Source organism: Actinoplanes sp. NPDC024001, from assembly GCF_040638955.1.
Taxonomy (GTDB): domain Bacteria; phylum Actinomycetota; class Actinomycetes; order Mycobacteriales; family Micromonosporaceae; genus Actinoplanes.
Window position 1 is genome coordinate 13,660 of the sequence record NZ_JBEZZB010000117.1, and the last position, 20,617, is coordinate 34,276.

Below are 20,617 nucleotides of genomic sequence, written 5' to 3' on the forward strand. Positions count from 1 at the left end.
GATGCCTTTCGGCGAGCGTGCGGGAGGACGCTTGCTGGATTCTTTGAGCTTTCTTGCTGGAACCTTGCCGTCCTGCTCAGCGGGGAAATTGAGCGAGTTCCCGCACGGCGGCCGCCAGTTCCCGGTCGTGACCGGCGTCGAGCATCTCCCGGCAGTCGGCGTCCCCGTCCGCGGCGAGCCGCCGGATGTCGTGGATGGACGCGCTGATCCGGTCGCGGACCTCGCGCACGATCTGGCGCAGTGTGCCGCGCCAGCCGTAGGCGTCGAGGAACAGGCGCAGGCGGCGGGGCCGGTCGGCGAAGGCGGTGAAGCCGTCGGCCTCGGCGACCTGCCGGGCGGTCAGCGGCACCCAGGCGAAGGCGGCGAAGGCGAGGTCGGCCTCGGCGGTGACCGGGCCGGCGAACTCCCAGCCGGAGAAGCCGGCGACCCGCCCGCCGGCGACGGCCACCTTGCCCGGGGTGGCGTCGTTGTGGCCGATGATCAGGCCCGGTTCCCAGGTGCCGCCCTTGCGCCAGGTGGCGCCGGCCGGCGGTACGAAGTCGGCGACGGCCGCGTGGTACTCGCGCAGCCACTGGGCGACCTGCCAGAGCGTCTCGTCGTCGTGCACCCAGCCGGGCCAGGGCCGCTGTTTGCCGAGAGGCTCACCGGGAAGCGTGCCGTCCGGTGCCGGGGCGCCGTCGAAACCCGCGTCGGCGAGATGTCGCAGAAGAGCCTGAACGGCCGGGCGGTGATCCGCCCGGCCGTTGGGTAACTCGTGCTCGCACATGATCAACTACCGTAGTACGGCGGTTGCCGATCACAGCGACCGGTCGGTGTCGGTCAGGCGAACACCTCGCCGGCCTCGGCCTTCGCGATCAGCAGCGGCGGCGGGGTGAACCGGTCGCCGTACCGTTCGGCCAGCTGGCGGGCGCGGGCGACGAAGCCGGGCAGGCCGCCTTCGTACTGGTTGATGTACTGCAGCACGCCGCCGGTCCAGCCGGGGTAGCCGATGCCGAGGATCGAGCCGATGTTGGCCTCCGGGACCGAGGTCAGCACGCCCTCGTCGAGGCACTTGACCGTCTCGATCGCCTCGATGAACAGCATCCGCTCCTTGAGATCCTCGAACGGGATGTCGCGCCCCTCGGGCTTGCCGAAAGTGGACAGACCCGGCCAGAGCCCGGTGCGCTTGCCGTCGGTGTACTCGTAGAAGCCGGCCCCGCCGGAGCGGCCGGGCCGCCCGAACTCGTCGATCATGCGGTCGATCACCGTGTCGGCCGGGTGCGACTCCCAGTCCAGGCCGGCGGCCTGCGCGGCGGCCTGGTACTCCTTGCGGATCTTGCGGGGCAGGGTGAGGGTGAGCTCGTCCATCAGCTGCAGCACCGGCGCCGGGTACCCGGCCTGGCTGCTGGCCTGCTCGATGCTGGCCGGCGGGACACCCTCGGCGAGCATCGCGATGCCCTCGTTGGTGAACGTGCCGATGACCCGGCTGGTGAAGAAGCCGCGGCTGTCGTTGACCACGATCGGCGTCTTGCGCAGCCGGCGGACCACGTCGAGCGCCCGGCGGACGGTCAGGTCGCTGGTCTTCTCACCCTTGATCACCTCGACCAGCGGCATCTTGTCGACCGGCGAGAAGAAGTGCAGGCCGATGAAGTCGGTCTGGCGGCGTACCCCCTCGGCGAGCATGGTGATCGGCAGCGTCGAGGTGTTGGAGCAGAGCAACGCGTCGGGCGCCACCACACCCTCGATCTCGGCGAAGACCTTGTGCTTGAGGGCCGGGTCCTCGAAGACCGCCTCGATCACCACGTCCGCGCCGGCCAGGTCGGCGACCTCGGCGGTCGGGGTGATCCGGTCCAGCAGGTCCGGGCCGCCCTTGCCGCGGGCGACGAGCTTCTCCGAGTACGCCTTGCCGCGCTGCGCCGCCTCCAGGGACATGTCGCGCAGCACCACCTCCAGGCCGGAGCGGGCGCAGACGTACGCGATCGCCGCGCCCATCATGCCCGCGCCGAGCACCGCGACCTTGGTGACCGGCGGCACGTCGCCGATCTCGCGGTTGTTGACCGCGTTCAGGTCGAAGAAGAACGCCGAGATCATGTTCTTGGCGACCGGGCCGGTGACCAGCTCGACGAAGTAGCGGCTCTCGATGATGAACGCGGTGTCCACGTCCACCTGGGCGCCCTCGACCGCGGCGGCCAGGATGTTGCGCGGCGCCGGGTAGGGCGCGCCCTTGAGCTGCTTGCGCAGGTTGGCCGGGAAGGCCGGCAGCTGCGCGGCGAGCGCCGGGGACGACGGGCTGCCACCGGGGATCTTGTAGCCCTTCACGTCCCACGGCTGCACGGCGTTCGGGTTCGCGGCGATCCACGCCCGGGCGGCGCTGATCAGCTCCTCGGGGCTGTCGACGACCTCGTCGATCAGGCCGATCTCCTTGGCCGCGGCGAGCCGGTGCCGGGTGCCCTTGAGCAGCACCTGGGTGAGGGCGGTGAACAGGCCGAGGAGCCGGACCGTGCGGACCACGCCGCCACCGGCGGGCAGCAGGCCGAGGCTGACCTCGGGGCAGCCCACCTCCAGCCGCGGGTTGTTCAGCGCGATCCGGCGGTGGCAGGCGAGCGCCAGCTCCAGGCCGCCGCCGAGCGCCGAGCCGTTGAGCGCGGCCACCACCGGCCGGCCCAGCTTCTCCAGCCGGCGCAGCTGCGCCTTCACGTGGTTGGACAGGGCGAACGCGTCGGCGCCCTGGCCCGGGCCGACCGAGCGCAGGTCCTCGAGGTTGCCGCCGGCGAACCAGGACTTCTTCGCCGACGTGATGATCACGCCGGTGATCTGCTCGCGCTCGGCCTCCAGCCGGGTGACGATCGCCTCCATGCTGCGCACGTAGTCGCTGTTCATGGTGTTGGCGCCGTGGTTCGGGTCGTCGAGGGTGAGCACGACGACGCCGTCGTCCTCGCGGTTCCAGCGGATGGTCTCAGTCATCTTCAAGATCTCCTCAGAGCCGTTCGACGATGGTGGCGATGCCCATGCCGCCGCCGATGCAGAGCGTGGCCAGGCCGTACCGCCCGCCGCGCCGCTCCAGCTCGTCGACGAGGGTGCCGAGGATCATGGCGCCGGTGGCGCCGAGCGGGTGACCCATCGCGATCGCGCCGCCGTTGACGTTGACGATCTCCGGGTCGAGTTTCATGTCGTCGATGAAGTGCAGGACCACCGCGGCGAACGCCTCGTTGATCTCGACGAGGTCGAGGTCGTCGACGGTCAGGCCGGCCTTGTCCAGGGCCTTGCGGGCGGCCGGGGCGGGCCCGGTCAGCATGATCGTCGGGTCGGCGCCGCTGAGCGCGGCCGCGACGATCCGGGCGCGCGGGGTGATGCCGGCGCGCTGCCCGGCGGCCTCCGAGCCGATCATGACGAGGGCGGCGCCGTCGACGATGCCGGAGGAGTTGCCGGCCGAGTGCACGTGGTTGATCTTCTCGACCCAGTGGTACTTCTGCAGCGCCACCGCGTCGAAACCGCCCTGGTCGCCGATGACGGCGAACGAGGCGGGCAGGTTGCCGAGGCCCTCCAGCGTCGAGTCCGCGCGGATGTGCTCGTCACGGTCGAGGATCAGCAGGCCGTTGCGGTCGCGGACCGGCACCACCGACCGCTCGAAGTACCCGTTCTGCCAGGCCTTGGCCGCCTTCTGCTGGGAGCCGAGGGCGAACGTGTCGACGTCGGTGCGGGAGTACCCGTCCATGGTGGCGATCAGGTCGGCGCTGATGCCCTGCGGGATGAAGTCGGTCTTCAGGCTGGTCTCCGGGTCGAGCGCCCAGGCGCCGCCGTCGGAGCCCATCGGCACCCGCGACATCGACTCCACGCCGCCGGCCAGGACCAGGTCCTCCCAGCCGGAGCGGATCTTCTGCGCGGCCACGTTGACCGCCTCCAGGCCGGAGCCGCAGAACCGGTTGAGCTGCACGCCGGCCGTCGTGTAAGGCAGGCCGGCGGCGATCGCGGCGGTCTTGGCGATGTCCGAGCCCTGGTCGCCGAGTGGGGAGACGACGCCGAGCACGACGTCCTCGATGTCGGCCGGGTCCACGGTGGGGAAGCGGCGCCGCAGCTCGTCGACGAGGCCGACGACCAGCGAGATGGGCTTCACCCCGTGCAGCGAACCGGTTTTCTTGCCGCGCCCGCGCGGGGTGCGCACGGCGTCGTAGATGTAGGCCTCGGTAGTCATCGCCAACTCCCTAGGATGCGAATTGCGGCTAACTTTTGCTGATGTTTCCGCTAGGTGTCAAGGCGGCGACTCGCGGCTAGGCTGTGCCCGTGCAAACCGCAGCGGAGGTCCGGAAACGGCCGAAGGACCGTAAGGCGCAGCTCGCGCTGGCCGCCGCCGAGCTGTTCTGCGAGCGCGGCTACCACGGGGTGAGCATCGACGAGATCGCCACCGTGGTCGGGATCAGCGGCCCCGCGATCTACCGGCACTTCCCGAACAAGTACGCGATGCTCGTGCACGCCACCCGCCAGCTGGCCGGCACCGTGCTGACCGCCACCGACGGGATCACCGAGCTGGACGAGCTGCTCGGCGTGCTGGCCCGGCTGGGCGTCGAGGGCCGGCGGGTGGCCGGGCTCTACCAGTGGGAGTGGCGATACCTGACCGGCGAGCACCGCGACGAGTTCCGGGCCGGTCTCACCGAGTTCGTGCGCCGGCTGGCCGGGCCGCTGCTGACCGCCCGCCCGGACCTCACCGAGCCGGGCGCGGACGCGCTGGTCCGGGCCGCGCTCAGCGTCTTCGGCAGCCTCGGCACGCACCGGGCGGCGATCGCCAAGGGCCGCGCGGAAGCGGCCCTGCACCGGGTCGCGACCGCGGTGCTGCACGACGAGCCGCCCACGCCGGCGCCGGTGGCGCCGCTGCCGGACGAGACACCCGGCACGCGGGTGGGCGCGCGCCGCGAGATCCTGCTGGCCGAGGCGGTCAAGCTCTTCCATCGGTACGGCTACCACGCGGTCGGTGTCGAGGAGATCGGCCGGGCCGCGGGAATCAACGCGTCCAGTGTCTACCGCTACTTCCCCGGCAAGGCGGACATCCTGGCTGCCGCCTTCTACCGCGCCTCGGAGCGGGTCGCCGAGACCACCGCGGTCGCCCTCTCCGGTGCGGCCGACGACGAGGACGCGCTGCGCCGGATGACCGAGTCCTACGTGGAGCTGACCTTCGAGCGCAGCGCGCTGGTCTCGGTCTACCTGGCGGAGAACAACAACCTGCCCGACGCCGACCGGCACGAGCTGCGCAAGCTGCAGCGGCTGCACGTCGAGGAGTGGGTGGGCCTGCTGGGCCGGCTGCGCCCGGAGGTGCCGGCCGCGGAGGCGCGGGTGCTCGTGCACGCGGCGCTGAACGTGGTCGCCGATCTGAGCCGGTGGGTCCACTTCGACCGGCGGACCGGGATGGACGGTCATCTGGTGCGCCTCATGCGCACCGTCCTGACCGCCTGAAGTTAGCCAAGATTCGCATTATCGCGGACCTGTCCCGCGCTCCCCCTTCCCAAGGAAGTTAATCGGCGTTTACAGTCGCGGCGTTGGATGATGTGCCGAGCGTCACAAAGCCTCGAAGGAGGCAACACGCCATGGATGCCGACCTCGCCCAGCGGTGCGCCGACACCGTCCGCGGCCTGACCGTTCCCGCCCTGCTGCACCGCAACGCCACCGAGTTCCCCGACCTGCCGGCCCTGAGCGTTCTCGGACAGGAGCGCACGCGCACCTGGCGCGAGCTGCGCGACGAGGTCGCCGTCCTGTCCCGCGGACTGGCCGATCTCGGGCTGCGCTCCGGTGACCGGATGCTGATCCAGATGTCCAGCCGGCCCGAGCACTGGCTGATCGACCTCGCCGCCGCGCACCTCGGCGCGGTGCCCTCCACCGTCTACGCCACCCTCTCTACCAGCCAGCTCGCCTATCTGGCCCGGCACAGCGCCGCCGAGATCATCGTGCTGGAGGGCGAGAAGGAGCTGGAGCGCTGGAAACCGATCCTCGCCGAGCTGCCGCAGGTGCGCCACGTGGTGGTGGTCGACGGCGACGGCCCGCTGAACCTGCGTGAGGTCGCCGCCCGGGGCGAGGCCGCGTACCGGGCCGATCCGGCGGCCTTCGAGAAGACGTGGCGTGAGGTGCGCCCGGAGCAGCCGGTCACGCTGCTCTACACCTCCGGCACCACCGGCGACCCGAAGGGCGTGGTGCTCAGCCACGCCAACGTGATCTACCAGTCGGTGGTGCTGGAGGCCACCGTCGAGGTGCCGGACCACGCCGCGTCGCTGGCATATCTGCCGCTCGCGCACATCGCCGAGCGCATCCTCGGCGTCTACAACCCGATCTACCGGGCCGGGCACGTCACCATCTGCCCGGACCCGGCGCAGCTGCTCGCCGGGCTGGTCCGGGTCCGGCCGGTCTCGTTCTTCGGGGTGCCGCGGATCTGGGAGAAGATGGTCGCCGGGGTGCAGGGGCAGCTGGCCGCCGCCGAACCCCAGGTGCGCGCCGCCGTCGATGCCGCCCGGGAGGTCGCGCTGGAGGCCTACCAGCTGCGCGGCGCGGAGCAGCCGGTGCCGCCGGAGCTCGCCGCCAAGCTGGCCGTGCTCGACGAGAAGGTGCTGCGCCCGCTGCGGGCCCGGCTCGGCCTGGACAACATGCTCCACGCCGGCAGCGGCGCCGCGCCGATCCCGGTGGAGGTGCTGCTCTACCTGGCCGGTCTCGGCGTCGACGTGCTCGAGGTGTGGGGCATGACCGAGACCACCGGCACCGCCACGATCAACACGCCGACGCACTTCCGGACCGGCACGGTCGGCCGGGTCAACGCGGGCATGGAGCTCAAGCTCGCCGAGGACGGCGAGATCCTGGTACGCGGCCCGCTCGTCTGCTCCGGTTACCTGCGGGCGGACGGCGGCGTCGACCCGGTGACCGACGCCGACGGGTGGCTCGCCACCGGTGACGTGGGGACGCTCGACGACGACGGCTACCTCACCATCACCGACCGCAAGAAAGAGCTGATCATCAACTCGAGCGGGAAGAACATCTCCCCGGCGCAGATCGAGAACCTGCTGCGGGCGCACCCGCTGATCGCCCAGGCCGTGGCGATCGGCGACCGCCGGCCGTACGTGACCGCGCTGATCGCCCTCGACGAGGAGATGGCGCCGGTGTGGGCCGCGAAGCGGGGGCTCGCCGGCACCACGCTCGCCGAGCTGGCCGCCGACCCGGCGCTGATCGCGGAGATCACCGCGGCGGTGGAGGCGGCCAACGGCAAGCTGTCCCGGCCGGAGCAGGTGAAGACCTTCCGGATCCTGCCGTCCGGCTGGACGCCGGAGAGCGGCGAGCTGACCCCGACGCTGAAGCTGCGCCGGCGGATCATCCAGGACCGCTACGCCACCGAGATCGACCAGCTGTACGGAGACTGACCGGCGGGTGTGTGGATTTCAGGTGCGCCGCGCGCCTGAAATCCACACGCTGTCGTGTCAGTCGCAGTATTCCCAGAATCCCTTGTCGAATCCCTTGTCGAATCCCTTGTTGTATCCGCGCATGTAGTCGCTCTCGTCGTCGTTGAGCTTGAACGCGAACTGCTGCATTTTCTCGCAATCGTCGCGGGCCGTCTCCCAGCCGTCCCGGAAGCCGTCCCGATAGCCTTTCCTGAAGTCGCCGAAGTCTGTGGCGCCCGCGACCACCGCGTCGCCGGCCGGTGCCGCCGCGGCCGGTGAGGCGGCCGGGGCCAGGCCCGCGACGGCGAGGAAGAGGACGGTTCCGACCGTGGCGCTCAGCTTGCGAACCTGCATGATGACAAACCCCCGTCTGACGTTTTCAAATGCTCTTTCCGGACTTTTCCGGCTCGGTGACAGAACCTACGCCCCGGTTTCCGGGGCCGCCCGGTATTCGGTTTCCCGGCCGCTGTTCCGGCAGTTTTTTCGGATGATCGGATGAGGTCCGGATATTGGCAAATGCCGGATTTCGGAACCGCCGGGGGATGTTGTCGCATTCGGTGTGTGCTGTAGATCATCGAAATGGCCGCCCGGCCCGTCCGGGGGAGGCGGGCACCCCAGTCGTGGGGCATGATGAGGCCGACCTCGCAGGCCGCTCGACGGGAGAAAGTGTGGTTTCCGAGCCGGACAACGGCCGCAGGCTGTCACGTCGGCACGTGCTGACGGCGCTGGCCCTGACCCTTCCGGCCGCCGGCTGTGGCACGGCCGCCGGCACCCAGAGCCCCGCGGCGGCACCGGTCTCGGTACCGTCGCCGGCGCCGTCGCTCACCCTCGGCGGCGCGTCCGCCGCGGCCGCCACGTCAGCGGTTCCGCCGCAGCCGCCCACCTCGCCGTCCGCGAAAGCCGCAACGTCGGCGACCGCCTCGCCGTCCGCGGAGGCGTCGGAGGCCGCCGAGGAGTCCACGACCCAGGCGGTCGCCCGGTCCGACGGCCGCGGCGGCCCGGTCCCGTTCACGCCCGGCAAGGCGATGCTCGGCTCCTACCTGGCGCTGGGCGGCAAATCGCTGTCGCAGAGCCTGTCGCTGCGCCGCGGCCAGCTCGACCGTGAGCAGCGGATCGTGCACCGGTTCTACCCCTGGCAGGGATACATCCCCACCTCCGAGCCGGACGTCAGCAAGAAGAGCGTGCTGCTGGCCTCCTGGCACGGCGCCCCGCTGGGCGGCATCAACAACGGCTCGTCCGACGCCAACATCCGCTCGGTCGCCCGCAAGCTCAAGGCGATGAAACGGCCCATCCTGCTGCGGTGGGGCTGGGAGATGAACGGCGACTGGTTCGAGTGGAGCGGCCCGAAGAACGGCGGCCCGGCCAACTACGTGAAGGCGTACCGGCGGATCCACCGCATCTTCGGCGAGGTGGGCGCCGACAACATTGCCTGGGTGTGGAGCCCGAACTGGAACTCCTCGCCCAACAGCTCCGCCAACAAGGTGCAGAAGTACTACCCGGGTGACGACTATGTGGACTGGGTCGGCATCTCCGGCTACAACTTCTACGGCGAGTCGCCGGCCACCCTGTTCAACCCGATCACCAAGATCTACGGCGGGCGCAAGCCGATCATCCTGACCGAGACGGCCGCGGTGAAGGGCAAGGCCGCCTGGATCAAGCAGCTGGGCGCCTGGGTGAACAAGACGTCGGCGGTCGGCGCGGTCGTCTGGTTCGACACCGACGTCCAGCACGACAGCGACCACAACTTCCGGTTCGACACCGACTCGTCCGCCCTGGCCGCGTACCGCGGCATGGCGCGCAGCTCACGCTTCGCCGGCTGACCCGGCCTCGGCGCCGGCCGTCAGCCCGGCCAGGACCCGGTAGAGGCGGGCGGCCGCGTCCGGGTCGAACGCCGGGCCGGTCAGCGGCACCGGCACGCCGCGGCGCAGGGCGGTCAGCGGCGCGGCGGGCGGCCGGGCGAGCAGGTCCGCGAGCGGGGCGGCGGCGTCGGCGGGTGCGGCGGCGAAGAGCCGGGCCAGCGTGCCGACCAGCGTACGGGCGGGCTGCCGCAGGTGCCGGTGCATGCCGCTGTCGACGAACAGCGGGTTGTAGAGCACGTACCGGATCCGGCTGTCCGGATGGCGGGCCGCGAAACCGGCGCCGAGCAGATCGTTCGCGCGGGCGCCCTGCAGGATCGCGGTGAACATCCGGTAACGGCGGGCGAGTTGCAGATCGTCCCAGTGGATCCGGCCGCCCCGGATGCCTCCGGTCCCGCACAGGTTGAGCACGACCGGCGCCGGGCTGCGTTCCAGGGCGGGCCGGAGCCGTTCGGTGAGCAGGTAACGGGCCAGCACGGAGATCGCGAAGGTCTGCTCGAGGCCCTCCTCGGTCACCACCCGCCGGTGACCGAACCGGCCGGCCGACAGGACCAGCGCGTCGACGCGGTCGGGCAGCCGGGTGGTCAGGTCGAGGGTCTGCCGGACCGAGGACAGGTCGGCGTCGGCGCTGCCGAGCGCGATCACCCGGCCGCCGTCGCGCCGGAGCCGTTCGGCGAGGGCGCCGCCGATGCCGCGGGTACCTCCGGCGATCACTGTGGTGTGCATGCTTTCATCGTGGTTGTCGCCCGGTACCGCCCGAAAGAAGGCACATCGATGTCACCGGTGATCCCGCTCCCCGTGACCCTGGACGATCGCGCGGCCTGCGCGGCGACCGACATCCTGACCCGGGTCGGGGAGAAGTGGAGCGTGCTGATCCTCGCCGTGCTCAGCGACGGTCCGCGGGGCTTCAACGAGCTCGACCGGGCGGTGCACGGGCTGAGCCGGCGCATCCTCACCCGTACGCTGCGGATCCTGGAGGGTGACGGGCTGATCAGCCGGCGGCTGACCGTCCGGCGGGTGGAATACGACCTGACCGGCCTGGGCCGGTCCCTGCTGCCGCTGATCGTCGCGATCGGGGAATGGGCCGTGCGGCACGCCGGCGAGATCGAGCGGGCCCGGGACCGGATGCGCCTCAGCGCCGGCCCGCCGGCCCGAGAGTGATCCCGGCCGGGATGTAGAGGCCTTCCCGTTCGGCGCGCAGCGCCGCGATCGTGCGGGAGGCGGCGCCGAGCTTGATCATGACGTGTTCGATGTGACCGACCGTCGTGCGGGGGGAGATGTGCAGGGCGGCGGCGATCGCGGCGTTGGTGCAGCCGTCCACCAGCAGGCCGAGGACCTGCAGCTCGCGGCGGGTCAGCCCGTGCAGGTCCGGCGGCGGCGACAGCAGCACCACGGCCCGGTGGTGACCGGGCGGCTGCGGCGGGCAGGTGAGGGCGGTGACCCGGGCCAGGCTGTCGTCCACGTCGTCGCGCGGCACCAGGAAGGTCACCTGGGTGCGCGGCCCGGTCAGGGCGGCGGCCACCACCGACAGCGCCGGCGAGCCGGGAGCGAGGAGAGGGTCGCCGGGGAGGCCGGGCAGGGTCTCGACGCGCCCGGCCCGGGTCAGCATGATCCCGGCGACCGCCCCACCGACCAGGGAGGTCAGCGCGGAGACGGTGCGCATCGCGTCCACGGCGTGCGCGATCAGCGGGCCCAGCCGTTCCAGTTCGTCGCAGGTCTCGTCGCTGGCCGGGACGCCGGCCTCGGTGTGCGAGCCCAGCATGCCGAGGTAGCGGCCGTCGGTGGTGGCCAGCGGGAGCGAGACACCCTCGTTGAAGCCGGCCGGTTGGAGATACTCGGCCCAGACCTCCAGCTCGGCGACCGGCACCGGGCAGTCCTTGACCCGGATGGGCGAGCGTGCGCGGTCCATGCCGACGAGTTCCAGCTCGGCCATGAAGGGCGCGCCGTTCAGATGACGGCGAAGTCGCTCCGGATAACCCCGGAAAGCGACCGTCCGCTGGCAGTGACGATCGGAGTCGAACAGGCTGATCCAGGCCGCGTCGCACTGCAACAGCGAGCTCAGCGGCTCCAGCAGGGCCTGCGCCCGTTGCTCCAGACTGCCGTGCATGGTCGCGATCTCGACGATCTCGGCAGCGATCCGTCCGCTCGTCGCGGCACCCACCCGTCCATCATGACGGGCTGTGACGGGTCATGCAGAGTGGCGGTGCTGGAAAAGCACGTTCACGCCACACAATCGCATGACAAGGTCCACACACGGATGTACGGCGACGATCCGCACCCGTCCCGGTTCCGCCTCCGCCTCGATCGCCAGCAGCGCCCGCAGCCCGGCGTGGTCGCAGAAGACCAGCCCGCCGAGATCCAGGTCGATGAGTCCTTCGCCGCTGCTCAACGGGGTGTTGAGGTGACGTCGCAGGGTGGGCGCGGTGAACGTCTCGAGTTCACCGTGCACCCGGACGAGCCAGTCCCCGGACGGCAGCCGGCCGCACGTGACGCTGATCCGCGGCGGCGCCGCGTCCAGCACGTAATCCCACGAATCGCGCATTCTGCTATACCCCCATCGTGGTTACCGCACGTTCGGTTGCGACCGTAGCGGCGTGCGGCAGGTGGGGGCAGCGGAAGAAATTCCGGTCCGGACTGTCAGCCAGGCGACGGGGGCGGCGGTGGTTCGTCGATCCCCACGCTGCCGATGAACGCCCAGACCGCGAGCTGCAGGAGCACACCGAGCACACCGAGCGCCAGCCCGGCGGTGGCCGTGACGCGCTGGCTGGTGCGCAGGCCGAGCGAGCCCAGCACGATCCCGGCCACGGCAGAGACGGAGCCGAGCGGGAAGCAGGCGACCAGCGGAACGGAGAGCGCACCGAAGATCAGCGCGAGCATCGGCAGCCGGCTGACGGCCAGCGCCGACCGGCGCGGCACGGCCACCGGCTGCACCACCAGCGGCGCTGGCGGCAGGTCGTCGACCAGCCGGGACAGCTCACCCCAGGTGCGTGACGCGTAGGCCCGCTGCGCGCGGTAGCTGAACTCGTCGACGTTGAGCCGGCCCTCGGCGGTCGCCGCGTTGAGCCGCGCGACGATGGCCTCACGGTCGGCGTCGGACACGCGGATCCGGGGGTCGCGGTACATGCCCCGACCCTACAAACGCGTCGCAACCAGCGCGAGTATCTCCTCAGGTTCACTTCCCGCCGACCGACAAGCGTTGCGGCGGGAGGAGGACGACCTTGAGCACTGGCGGACAGTACGACGACGGCGCAGGCGCCACCCGCTGGATGCGCGGCGCCTTCGCCGCCTTCTACGTGGCGTTGTCGATCACGAACTTCGTCACCGTCACCGGCCCGGCGCGCCCCGCGATGACCGCGCTCGCCGCCGCCACCGCCGTGGTGCTCGCCTTCGCCGCGCTGCCCGTCGCCGAGCGTCCCGGGCTGCGCCTGCTCACCGGCGGCGCGCTGGGTTTCCTGCCGGTGCTGGACAGCGTCGCCCAGGTCGCGATGACCGGGCAACTGCACTTCACCACCCTGCTGATGCTCGCCCTGGTCGGCGTCGGGGCGGCCGTGCCGTCGCGGCGCATCGCCGCCGGAGCCGCCGTCACCGGTCTGGCCGGCTGGGCCGCCGCGGTCGCCGGCCGGGCCGAGCTGCGCACCGGGGAGCTCGGGCACTACGTGATGCAGCTGGTCATCGCGGCGCTGCTCGGGGCGATCCTGCACGAGGCGGTCCGCCGCCGGCAGCGCCAGCTGCGGGACGCCCGCGACGAGGTCGCCGCCGTCGCCGAACGGTTCACCAGCCTCTTCCACGCCTCGCCGGCCGGTGTCGGGATCGCCGACGGCAGCGGCACCCTGGTCGCGGTCAACCCCGCCTTCTGCGAGCTGGCCGGCCTGGCCGAGGACGAACTGGTCGGCGCCAGCGCCGAGCCCTACCTGGCCGGCGGCGCGACCGAGCAGCGCATCGCCCGCCCGGACGGCACCGAACGCTGGGTGTGGCTCACCGTCGGCCACAGCCGGGACGGCGACGGCTCGTGGACGCTGCTGCAGTTGCAGGACATCACCGACCGGCGGCTGGCCGAGGCCGCCGTGCGCGAGTCGGACCGCCTGCTCGCCGCGGTCTCCGCGGCCGCCCGGCGGATCCGCACCGGCGAGGACGCCCGCGGCACGATCATCACGGCCGTCCGTGAGCTGGCCGAGGCCGACAACGTCACGCTGCTCGAACCGGCCCCGCACGGCGGCGAACTGGTCGCCACCGGGGTGGCCGGCGCCGACGTGCTGGGCACCCGGGTGCCGCTCGACGGCAGCTCGATGACCTCCCGCGTCTTCCGCGACCGCGAGCCGATCTTCCTGTCCGACCCGGCGCAGGACCCCCGCGTGTCACCCGCCCTGCTCAAGCTCGTCGAGGGCCGGTCGATGCTGTGGCAGCCGGTTCTCGTCGACGGCAGGGCGACGGGGGTGCTGGCGGTCGGCTGGAAGCGCCGGGTCGAGACGGTCAGCGATCACCGGGCGCGGGCGGTCGCCCTGCTCGCCGACGAGACCGCGCTCGCCCTGGAGCACGAGCGCCTGCTGCACCGCCTGGAGCAGATGGCCTTCACCGACACCCTGACCGGTCTGCCGAACCGGCGGGCCTGGCAGCGCGAACTCGCCGGCCTGATGGCCGCGGGTGGCCCGCTCACCGTCGCGGTCGCCGACCTGGACCACTTCAAGCGCTACAACGACACCTACGGTCATCCGGCCGGTGACGAGCTGCTGCACCGTGCCGCGGCCGCTTTCGCCGCCCAGCTGGCCGGCGGCGATCTGATCGCCCGCTGGGGCGGTGAGGAGTTCGTGATCGCCCTGCCGGGCCGGACCCCGGCCGAGGCCGCGGCGGTCCTCGACCGGGTCCGCCGCGCCATGCCGGAGCCGGAGACGTGCAGCATCGGTTACGCCGTCTGGGACGGGGCGGAGCCGGCCGAGCACCTCATCGAACGCGCCGACCTCGCCCTCTACACCGCGAAGAACAGCGGCCGCGACGCGGTTTGCGCGGCGCCGGGCACCATGGCCGTCCCCCTTTGACCCCTTTCCCGGTACGACAACCCCGCGATCACCCAGCCGCTGCGGGCCGCAGCGCGACCGCCGGGCTGATGCGGTGGTCGCCCTTCGATCAGGTCGCCCGGACCGCCGCGCTTCGCCATGGTCTGCTCCCGGCGGAGCGGACCAGGGGCAGCATCAGCCGCCGAGGCTGGCCGCGGCCGAGCGGATCGCCGAGGAGAAGTAGCTGACCTGGGTGTAGACGCCCGGCTTGTTCGGGCGGGCACATCCGTCACCCCAGCTGACGATGCCGACCTGGATCCAGGCGTTGCTCGCGTCCCGGCGGAACATCGGGCCGCCCGAGTCGCCCTGGCAGGTGTCCACCCCGCCGGAGGTGTAACCGGCGCAGATCTCCTCGGCCGCGATCACCCGTCCGCCGTACATCGTGCTGGAGTTGCAGGTGGCGTCACTGACGAACGGCACCGTGGCCTTGAGCAGGTAGCGCTGCTGCGAGCCGCCCTCCCGGTTGGCGCCCCAGCCGGCGATCGTGAAGGTGCCCGAGTCGTACGACGTGCTGGTCGTGATCGGCAGCGTGGCGACCCCGGTGACCGCGCTGGACAGCCGGACGAACGCCCAGTCGTCGCCGTTGCCGTTGTATCCGGGCGCCCGGTAGACGTAGTTGGAGCGGCGGGTGATCCGGCTGCTGGACTGCAGGTCGACGACCCCGAGGGTGGCGGTGATGGAGGTGTTGGCGCCGGTGCGGCTGACGCAGTGCGCGGCGGTCAGCACCAGCGTCGGGCTGTAGAGGGCGCCACCGCAGCCCATCGACAGCCGCACCATCCACGGGAACTCGCCCAGGGCGGCGCGGGTGCCCCCGACGACATACGGCGTGACGGTCGGCTCGTCCGCGACGGCGGGACTCGGCGCGACGAGCACTCCCATGCTCGCGGCGGTGAATACGGCGGCCAGAAGGGTTCGCCATCTGCGCATCTCGGGGTCCTCCTCAGTCGGGGCGTGCCCGGTGGGGAACGCCGCTGAGGACAGCTTGCATTCACAGAGGTAAATCTTTAAATCTCAGGTCGCTCATATCGTGGAGCGTCGAGGAGGCGTTCCAGGGTGCGCCGGCCGATCGCGGCCATCACCGGATTGCTCACCTCGTAGTACCAGACCAGGCCGAGCGACTGCTCGAACGCCCACGCCTGCCCGCGCGCCCACTCCAGGTCGTCGCAGCCCAGCTCCGCGCGCAGCACCGCCCGCGGCCCGGGCTCCAGCAGATGCCAGGCGCAGGTCAGATCCAGCGCCGGGTCGGCCGGCTGGAAGCCGCCGGTGTCCAGGACGCCGGCGAGGCGGCCGCCGGCCACCAGCAGATTGCCCGGCATCAGGTCACCGTGGGTCATCACGTCCTTGTCACCGCCGCGAGGCAGGTCGCGCATGGCTTCCCACAGCCTGCGCAGCCGGGGTACGGGGAGCAGGCGCTCACTTCGCGACAGGCAGGTCTGCACCCACTCCTCGTGGGTGGCGATCACCCCGCCCCGGCCACGGCCGCCGAACGTGCGCCCGTCGGTGCCGACCGCCCGCATCGCGGTGATCAGCTCGGCCAGGTCGCGGGCGAACGGCTCCGACCCACCGGGATCGTCGTCGGTGGCGATCGTGCCGGGCAGCCAGGTCTGCACCGACCACGGCAGCGGGTAGCCGAACCCCGGATCGCCGATCGCGACCGGCTCGGGAGTGGGGAACCGGGTGCGCCCGTGCAGCAGCGTGGCCGCGTACGCCTCCTGCTCGAGCTCGCGCCGGACCGCCTCGGCCTCGCCGTCGCCCAGCGGAAAGCGGGCCGTCAGGCCCGCGCCGATGCGAAAGATCGCGTTGACCGTCCCGGCGGAGCGGACCTGCCGCACGGGCAGGTCCGCCCACTCCGGAAACTGCGTCCCCACCAGCTTCCGCACCGTCTCCTCGGATATCAGCACGCGGTGCAGTATCGATCAGCAGTAGGTGGACTGCTTCCCAATTACCTTGTACGGGCAGTCGGCCACCTCGGCGAGCAGCAGCGCCGCCTCCCGGTTGCGGGACGTCTCGCGCGGGATGACGCTGGCCGGCGGGTAGAAACCGCCGCCCGAGGCGCTGCCCGGGTAGAGCTCGAAGGTGTACGCGAAGATCTTGTGCGTGCCCCAGAGCCAGTCGAGCGAGTCACCGTCGGTGATGTACAGATCGCTGGACTGCTGCGGCGTGTAGCCGTTGGTGGCGGCCATCTGCCGGCCGAACGTGGCGAACGTGTTGGCCTGGTCCGCGTTCATGCCGGTGCTGGTGTTCGCCGTCGTGTGCCCGTACGGCCAGAGCACCAGCTGCGAGTACGAGTGGAAGTCGATGGCGGCCTTGATCTGCTGCACCCCGCCGACCACCCGGCTGTTGACGAAGTCGCGGATGACCCGCGTCTCCGGGGCGGAGAACGCCGACGGACCCCGGTAGGTGGCACTCGACGTGCTGCCGGACGAGCCGCCGCAGCAGCCCCAGCGGTAGCCGTAGTTGCGGTTCAGGTCGGTGCCGACATAGCTGGAACCGCTGTTGGGCTGACGGTTCTTGCGCCACGAGCGGTAACTGCCGGAGGCGATGTCGTACTCGACGCCGTCCGGGTTGACCATCGGGATGATCCAGATCTCCCGGCTGTTCACGATGTTGCGGACCCGGGTGTCGCCGGCGTATCCGCTGGTGAACTGGCCCAGCAGGTAGAGCGCCTGCTCGACGGTGAGGTGCTCGCGGGCGTGGTGGTTGGCGTCGTACAGCACCTCGGGCTCGGACTCGTCGGTGCCGACGTTGTCGGAGATCTTCACGGCCACGATGTCGCGGCCCTCATGAGACTTGCCGAGCACCCGCTTGCTGGCGATCGCCGGATAGGCGGCCACCGCCGAGTTGATCGCGGCGATCGTCTCCGCGTAGTTGTGGTACGCCGCGTCGGCGGGCGGGAAGTCGAAGGTCTGCATCACCTCGTGCACGGTGAACCCGAGCCTGCGCAGCCGGCTGACCTCGGCGCCGGTCGCGGTCACGGTGGCGACGCCGTGCTCGATGTCCTCGATCGCCACACCGGTGCGGGCGATCGTGTTGCGGTGCGCTTGCGTGCGTACGTCGTGGATCTCGTACTCGGCGGCGGGGTCCGGCGTGGGGCCCGCTCCGGCCGGTGAGGAGGCGGCGAATGCCGCGGTCACGCAGAGCGTGACCGCGGCGACGGCGGCCAGGGATCGTCGTCTCATGAACGACCTCCGGGGTGCAGGGGAATGGTTCCCTCACCCCACCACCGAGAATCGAAGAACGGCAATGCATCCGGGCATGCCAATACACCCCTGATGCGCATGTGATGGGAACACTCAAAACGCCGTCCGGTAGCGCCACCGCTCCCGGCGGCGGGCCGCGACCGCGGCGCGCAGTGCCGGCCACAGTCGCAGCCGGCGGCTGCTGTCCACCGTGGCGAGCAGGAAGGCCAGCTCCTGCCGCTGTCCCGGCGGCACCAGCGTGACGATGATCAACAGCGGCAGGGCCGCCGAGGCCAGCTCCACCAGCAGGAAGAACGTGACCAGTGTGGTGACAAGACCGACGATCGCGATCGCGGACACGGTGGACTCCTGTCTAGCGGGTGAGAGTGGCGGCCAGGACCAGAACGAGGGCCAGGCCGAGGGCGAGGAACACGGCGGCGGCCGCGGCGACCGTCTCGACGATCGCGCCGAGCGGTTCGAGCGCTCGTCTGACGAGCCGGATGGCGACGACGAGGCAGAGAGCGGCCAGCGTCAGGAAGAGCAGTGTTCGATCGCCGAGCGGCAACTCGGCTAACGATTTGTCGACCATGAATACCACCAAGGGCGGGATGGACGTTATTCATCGAGCATCGCCGCGCAGTTGCTTGATTACCATGGTGATTCATCACGCGCGAATTTATGAGCGTGCCGCATGCAATCTGCAATATGGCATCCTGATAGGCTGCAGATGGCCATCAAGCAGGAGATTCGTCAGGGGTGACGGTGGATCACACGCCGGCCGGACGTGAGGTTCTATCGGGGCGTTCGGCTTGATTATGCAGGCGGGATGACTAGAGTTCGGACAGTGAATCTTGCCTCCAACGCGACCGGCGGTTTGCTAGTTGTCAGCGCCGTCGTGGGGATCATTGCCCTGATGTCCGTTCTTTTCGTTCGGGTCGTGCGCAACCGCGCGGCCGGCGAGGCCTTCACGTTGCGGCCGATCGCCAACCTGTGCACCGCCGGGTCCTGTCCTACCGTCTACGAGATCGACGTCGACTCCGGCCGGGTGGTGGTGCAGGGCTACCGGATGACCGCCGCCCAGGCGGGCATCGACGTACCCGACGGGGAAGCCCTCGTCGAGGTGCCGCTGGATCTTCTCAAAGAGGCTTTGCGGAAAGTGTCCTGACCGGCTGAGATTGGGGGGTGCCGACAGTCATGGCTGGTGCCCCCCACGAGGAACCGGTCGGCGTGACCTTGGCCCGGATGCGCCGGGCGAAGAAGCTCACCGGCGCCGTGCTGGCCAAGCGCGTCGGCATGAGCCAGCCGAAGATCTCCCGCATCGAACGCGGCCGCGGTTCGGCCGACCCCGAGGACATCCTCGTCATCGCCCGCGCTCTCGGCGCCGACGAGTCCCTGGCCCGCGCCCTGGCGGACCGCGCGGCGCAGGCACACGACCGGATGACCGACTGGCGCCCCACCCCCGAGAGCCTGGCCGGCCGGCAGCAGGACGTGGCCGACTGGGAGAGCGCCGCCCGCACGGTCCGCGACTTCCAGCCCGCGCTGCTACCCGGCCTGCTGCAGACCAGCGAATACGCCCGCGCCGCGATGCGCGCCTTCCTGCGCCTGGAGTCCACCGCGGCGGACGGCACCGCCGACGCGGCCCTGCTGGCCGCGGTGACCGCACGGTTCCGCCGCCAGGAGGTCCTGGCCGACACGGCCCGATCGTTTCAGTTCGTCATCACCGAGGCGGTGTTACGCAGCCGGATCTGCCCACCGACGGAGATGCTCGCCCAGGTGGACCACCTGCGCAAGCTCTCCGGCCTTCCGCACGTGCGGCTCGGCATCATCCCCGAGGGGGCGCCCGTCGACCTGCCACCCATGCACGGCTTCACCCTGCTGGACGACACGCTCGTGGTGATCGACGTCTACAACACCGGCCTGACCTCGCGCGGTCGCAACGATGTCGAGCTCTACCGCCGCGTCTTCGACGTCTTCCAGTCCAGCGCCACCGACGAGGTGGGTCCGATGCTGGACCGGTACCGGACCGATTACATCGACCAGCTGCGGGCCGGCTCCTGATCCGGCGATCAGCGCCCCGGCGGCTCGTCCGCGATCTGCCGCCCGGTCGCGTCGACCAGGCCCGGCGCCATGCTGCCGCCGTGGGCCTCCTGCTCCGGATGTTCCTGCTCCGGGTGTCCCTGCTGCGCGGGGGACCGTTCGGCGCCACCCGGCCGGTCGGTGTCGGCGGAGCCGGGGCCGTCCTGCGTGGTGAACTCGGCGAACTGCTCGGGGTCGTAGTCGGTCATGATCCAGCTATACCCCCGTCCGGCCGGCTGACTCCTCGGACCGACGTCGCCGGTCCTCGCCCTGACCCCGGTTCGGCCGTCCGCAGAAAAACCTTCCCCGCTGATCGCCGCCGGTGCCAGGGTCGCTCCATGTCCCACGTCTTCTCGGTGCAGGCGCAACCCACCGACGCCGCCTCCTGGCTCGAGCTCGCCGTCCGATGTGAGCGGGCCGGCTTCGACACCCTGCAGGCCGCGGACCACCCCGGCTCGTGTGCCGCGCCCTCGGTCGCGCTGGCCGCGGCGGCCGCGGTCACCAGCCGGATCCGCCTGGGTGCCTACGTCTCGAACGCCGGCGTCCGCGAGCCGATCCACCTCGCCGCCGACGTCGCCACCCTGGACGTGGTGTCCGGCGGCCGCGCCCGGCTGGGTCTCGGTGCCGGGCACACCCCGGCCGAGTGGCTGGCGATCGGCCGCGAACGGCCCGATGTCCGCGGCCGGGTCGACCGCTGCCTGGCCGTGACCGAGGCGGTCGTGGCCCTGCTCGCGGGGGAGACGGTGACCCGGCGGGAGCCGTTGCTGGAGATGGTCGAGGCCCGCCTGGAGGCGCCCCGCCCGGTGCAGGAGCGGATCCCGCTGACCGTCGGCACCGCCAACTCGCGGATCCTGCGCTGGGCCGGCGAGCACGCGGACATCGTCGGCCTGAGCGGGCTGGGCCGAACTCTCGCCGACGGGCACCGGCACGAGGCGCGCTGGCGTACCGATCAGATCGATGCCCAGATCGCGCAGGTGGCGGCCGGTGCGGCCGGGCGCGCCCGGCCGCCGGCGCTGGAGGCCCTGGTGCAGATCGTCGAGGTCACCGACGACGCGGAGGCGGCGGCCGCG

General features: G+C 71.3%; 21 protein-coding genes and 1 pseudogene. 8 read left to right on the plus strand and 14 right to left on the minus strand.

Annotated elements, in window-relative coordinates; all coding sequences use genetic code 11:
* Window positions 1-76: 76 nt before the first annotated feature.
* Genes AB0F81_RS34950 through AB0F81_RS34960 form a run of 3 tightly spaced genes read right to left on the minus strand, consistent with a single transcriptional unit; the run spans window position 77 to window position 4,171 of the window.
* Complete coding sequence (locus AB0F81_RS34950; protein ID WP_360204196.1) at window positions 77-766, minus strand: aminoglycoside phosphotransferase family protein; 690 nt, start codon at window positions 764-766, stop codon at window positions 77-79.
* Between the two features lie 53 nt (window positions 767-819).
* The gene (locus AB0F81_RS34955; RefSeq protein ID WP_360204198.1) at window positions 820-2,943 is read right to left on the minus strand and encodes a 3-hydroxyacyl-CoA dehydrogenase NAD-binding domain-containing protein; all 2,124 of its coding nucleotides are present in this window, start codon (window positions 2,941-2,943) and stop codon (window positions 820-822) included.
* A gap of 13 nt (window positions 2,944-2,956) precedes the next feature.
* Complete coding sequence (locus AB0F81_RS34960) at window positions 2,957-4,171, minus strand: acetyl-CoA C-acetyltransferase (protein WP_360204199.1); 1,215 nt, start codon at window positions 4,169-4,171, stop codon at window positions 2,957-2,959.
* Window positions 4,172-4,260: 89 nt separating this feature from the next.
* Between AB0F81_RS34960 and AB0F81_RS34965 the strand changes: the two genes are divergently transcribed.
* Both AB0F81_RS34965 and AB0F81_RS34970 read left to right on the plus strand, forming a co-directional pair.
* Window positions 4,261-5,424 carry a TetR family transcriptional regulator gene (locus AB0F81_RS34965; RefSeq protein ID WP_360204201.1) on the plus strand — a complete coding sequence of 388 codons (1,164 nt, stop codon included), beginning with the start codon at window positions 4,261-4,263 and terminating at the stop codon, window positions 5,422-5,424.
* A gap of 131 nt (window positions 5,425-5,555) precedes the next feature.
* On the plus strand, window positions 5,556-7,367 hold the full coding sequence (locus tag AB0F81_RS34970; RefSeq protein WP_360204203.1) for an AMP-dependent synthetase/ligase: 1,812 nt from the start codon (window positions 5,556-5,558) through the stop codon (window positions 7,365-7,367).
* Window positions 7,368-7,424: 57 nt separating this feature from the next.
* On the opposite strand, the gene AB0F81_RS34975 is transcribed toward AB0F81_RS34970, so the two are convergent.
* The gene (locus AB0F81_RS34975; RefSeq protein ID WP_360204205.1) at window positions 7,425-7,739 is read right to left on the minus strand and encodes a hypothetical protein; all 315 of its coding nucleotides are present in this window, start codon (window positions 7,737-7,739) and stop codon (window positions 7,425-7,427) included.
* 359 nt (window positions 7,740-8,098) lie between these two features.
* Here AB0F81_RS34975 and AB0F81_RS34980 point away from each other — a divergent pair, with 359 nt between their 5' ends.
* A complete protein-coding gene (locus AB0F81_RS34980; protein WP_360204207.1) occupies window positions 8,099-9,205 on the plus strand; it encodes a glycosyl hydrolase in 1,107 nt (368 codons plus the stop codon).
* Here AB0F81_RS34980 and AB0F81_RS34985 read toward each other — a convergent pair.
* Window positions 9,188-9,967, minus strand: coding sequence for a short-chain dehydrogenase (locus AB0F81_RS34985; RefSeq protein ID WP_360204209.1), 780 nt, complete (start codon window positions 9,965-9,967; stop codon window positions 9,188-9,190). The genes AB0F81_RS34980 and AB0F81_RS34985 overlap by 18 nt on opposite strands.
* Window positions 9,968-10,015: 48 nt before the next feature.
* Between AB0F81_RS34985 and AB0F81_RS34990 the strand changes: the two genes are divergently transcribed.
* Window positions 10,016-10,402, plus strand: coding sequence for a helix-turn-helix domain-containing protein (locus AB0F81_RS34990; RefSeq protein WP_360204211.1), 387 nt, complete (start codon window positions 10,016-10,018; stop codon window positions 10,400-10,402).
* Here AB0F81_RS34990 and AB0F81_RS34995 read toward each other — a convergent pair.
* The 3 genes from AB0F81_RS34995 to AB0F81_RS35005 all read right to left on the minus strand — a co-directional run bounded on the left by AB0F81_RS34995 (window position 10,374) and on the right by AB0F81_RS35005 (window position 12,364).
* The gene (locus tag AB0F81_RS34995; protein ID WP_360204213.1) at window positions 10,374-11,402 is read right to left on the minus strand and encodes a LuxR C-terminal-related transcriptional regulator; all 1,029 of its coding nucleotides are present in this window, start codon (window positions 11,400-11,402) and stop codon (window positions 10,374-10,376) included. The two genes, AB0F81_RS34990 and AB0F81_RS34995, sit on opposite strands and share 29 nt — an antisense overlap.
* A 27-nt stretch (window positions 11,403-11,429) precedes the next feature.
* Window positions 11,430-11,783, minus strand: coding sequence for an STAS domain-containing protein (locus AB0F81_RS35000; RefSeq protein ID WP_360204215.1), 354 nt, complete (start codon window positions 11,781-11,783; stop codon window positions 11,430-11,432).
* Between the two features lie 95 nt (window positions 11,784-11,878).
* Window positions 11,879-12,364: a DUF1707 domain-containing protein gene (locus AB0F81_RS35005; protein ID WP_360204216.1), complete on the minus strand. Its 486-nt coding sequence runs from the start codon at window positions 12,362-12,364 to the stop codon at window positions 11,879-11,881.
* A gap of 95 nt (window positions 12,365-12,459) precedes the next feature.
* Between AB0F81_RS35005 and AB0F81_RS35010 the strand changes: the two genes are divergently transcribed.
* On the plus strand, window positions 12,460-14,274 hold the full coding sequence (locus tag AB0F81_RS35010) for a diguanylate cyclase (protein ID WP_360204218.1): 1,815 nt from the start codon (window positions 12,460-12,462) through the stop codon (window positions 14,272-14,274).
* 153 nt (window positions 14,275-14,427) lie between these two features.
* On the opposite strand, the gene AB0F81_RS35015 is transcribed toward AB0F81_RS35010, so the two are convergent.
* From AB0F81_RS35015 to AB0F81_RS35035, 5 genes and pseudogenes are all read right to left on the minus strand, one after another.
* Complete coding sequence (locus AB0F81_RS35015) at window positions 14,428-15,219, minus strand: serine protease (protein WP_360204219.1); 792 nt, start codon at window positions 15,217-15,219, stop codon at window positions 14,428-14,430.
* 77 nt (window positions 15,220-15,296) lie between these two features.
* Window positions 15,297-16,193, minus strand: coding sequence for an aminoglycoside phosphotransferase family protein (locus AB0F81_RS35020; RefSeq protein ID WP_360204221.1), 897 nt, complete (start codon window positions 16,191-16,193; stop codon window positions 15,297-15,299).
* Between the two features lie 18 nt (window positions 16,194-16,211).
* A pseudogene (locus AB0F81_RS35025) lies at window positions 16,212-17,471 on the minus strand (M14 family metallopeptidase); the annotation flags it as partial.
* Window positions 17,472-17,585: 114 nt separating this feature from the next.
* Window positions 17,586-17,831 carry a hypothetical protein gene (locus tag AB0F81_RS35030; protein WP_360204222.1) on the minus strand — a complete coding sequence of 82 codons (246 nt, stop codon included), beginning with the start codon at window positions 17,829-17,831 and terminating at the stop codon, window positions 17,586-17,588.
* A 13-nt stretch (window positions 17,832-17,844) separates the two neighbouring features.
* The gene (locus AB0F81_RS35035) at window positions 17,845-18,060 is read right to left on the minus strand and encodes a hypothetical protein (RefSeq protein WP_360204223.1); all 216 of its coding nucleotides are present in this window, start codon (window positions 18,058-18,060) and stop codon (window positions 17,845-17,847) included.
* A gap of 324 nt (window positions 18,061-18,384) precedes the next feature.
* On the opposite strand from AB0F81_RS35035, the gene AB0F81_RS35040 reads away from it, so the two are divergent.
* Both AB0F81_RS35040 and AB0F81_RS35045 read left to right on the plus strand, forming a co-directional pair.
* Window positions 18,385-18,636 carry a hypothetical protein gene (locus AB0F81_RS35040; protein ID WP_360204225.1) on the plus strand — a complete coding sequence of 84 codons (252 nt, stop codon included), beginning with the start codon at window positions 18,385-18,387 and terminating at the stop codon, window positions 18,634-18,636.
* Window positions 18,637-18,665: 29 nt separating this feature from the next.
* Window positions 18,666-19,529 (plus strand): helix-turn-helix transcriptional regulator, encoded by an 864-nt coding sequence (locus AB0F81_RS35045; RefSeq protein ID WP_360204226.1) that lies wholly within the window; start codon window positions 18,666-18,668, stop codon window positions 19,527-19,529.
* Window positions 19,530-19,537: 8 nt separating this feature from the next.
* Here the strand turns inward: AB0F81_RS35045 and AB0F81_RS35050 are convergent, their stop codons facing one another.
* Window positions 19,538-19,756 carry a hypothetical protein gene (locus AB0F81_RS35050; RefSeq protein WP_360204227.1) on the minus strand — a complete coding sequence of 73 codons (219 nt, stop codon included), beginning with the start codon at window positions 19,754-19,756 and terminating at the stop codon, window positions 19,538-19,540.
* A 129-nt stretch (window positions 19,757-19,885) separates the two neighbouring features.
* Between AB0F81_RS35050 and AB0F81_RS35055 the strand changes: the two genes are divergently transcribed.
* A partial coding sequence (locus AB0F81_RS35055) for an LLM class flavin-dependent oxidoreductase (protein WP_360204229.1) occupies window positions 19,886-20,617 on the plus strand: 732 nt, incomplete at its 3' end.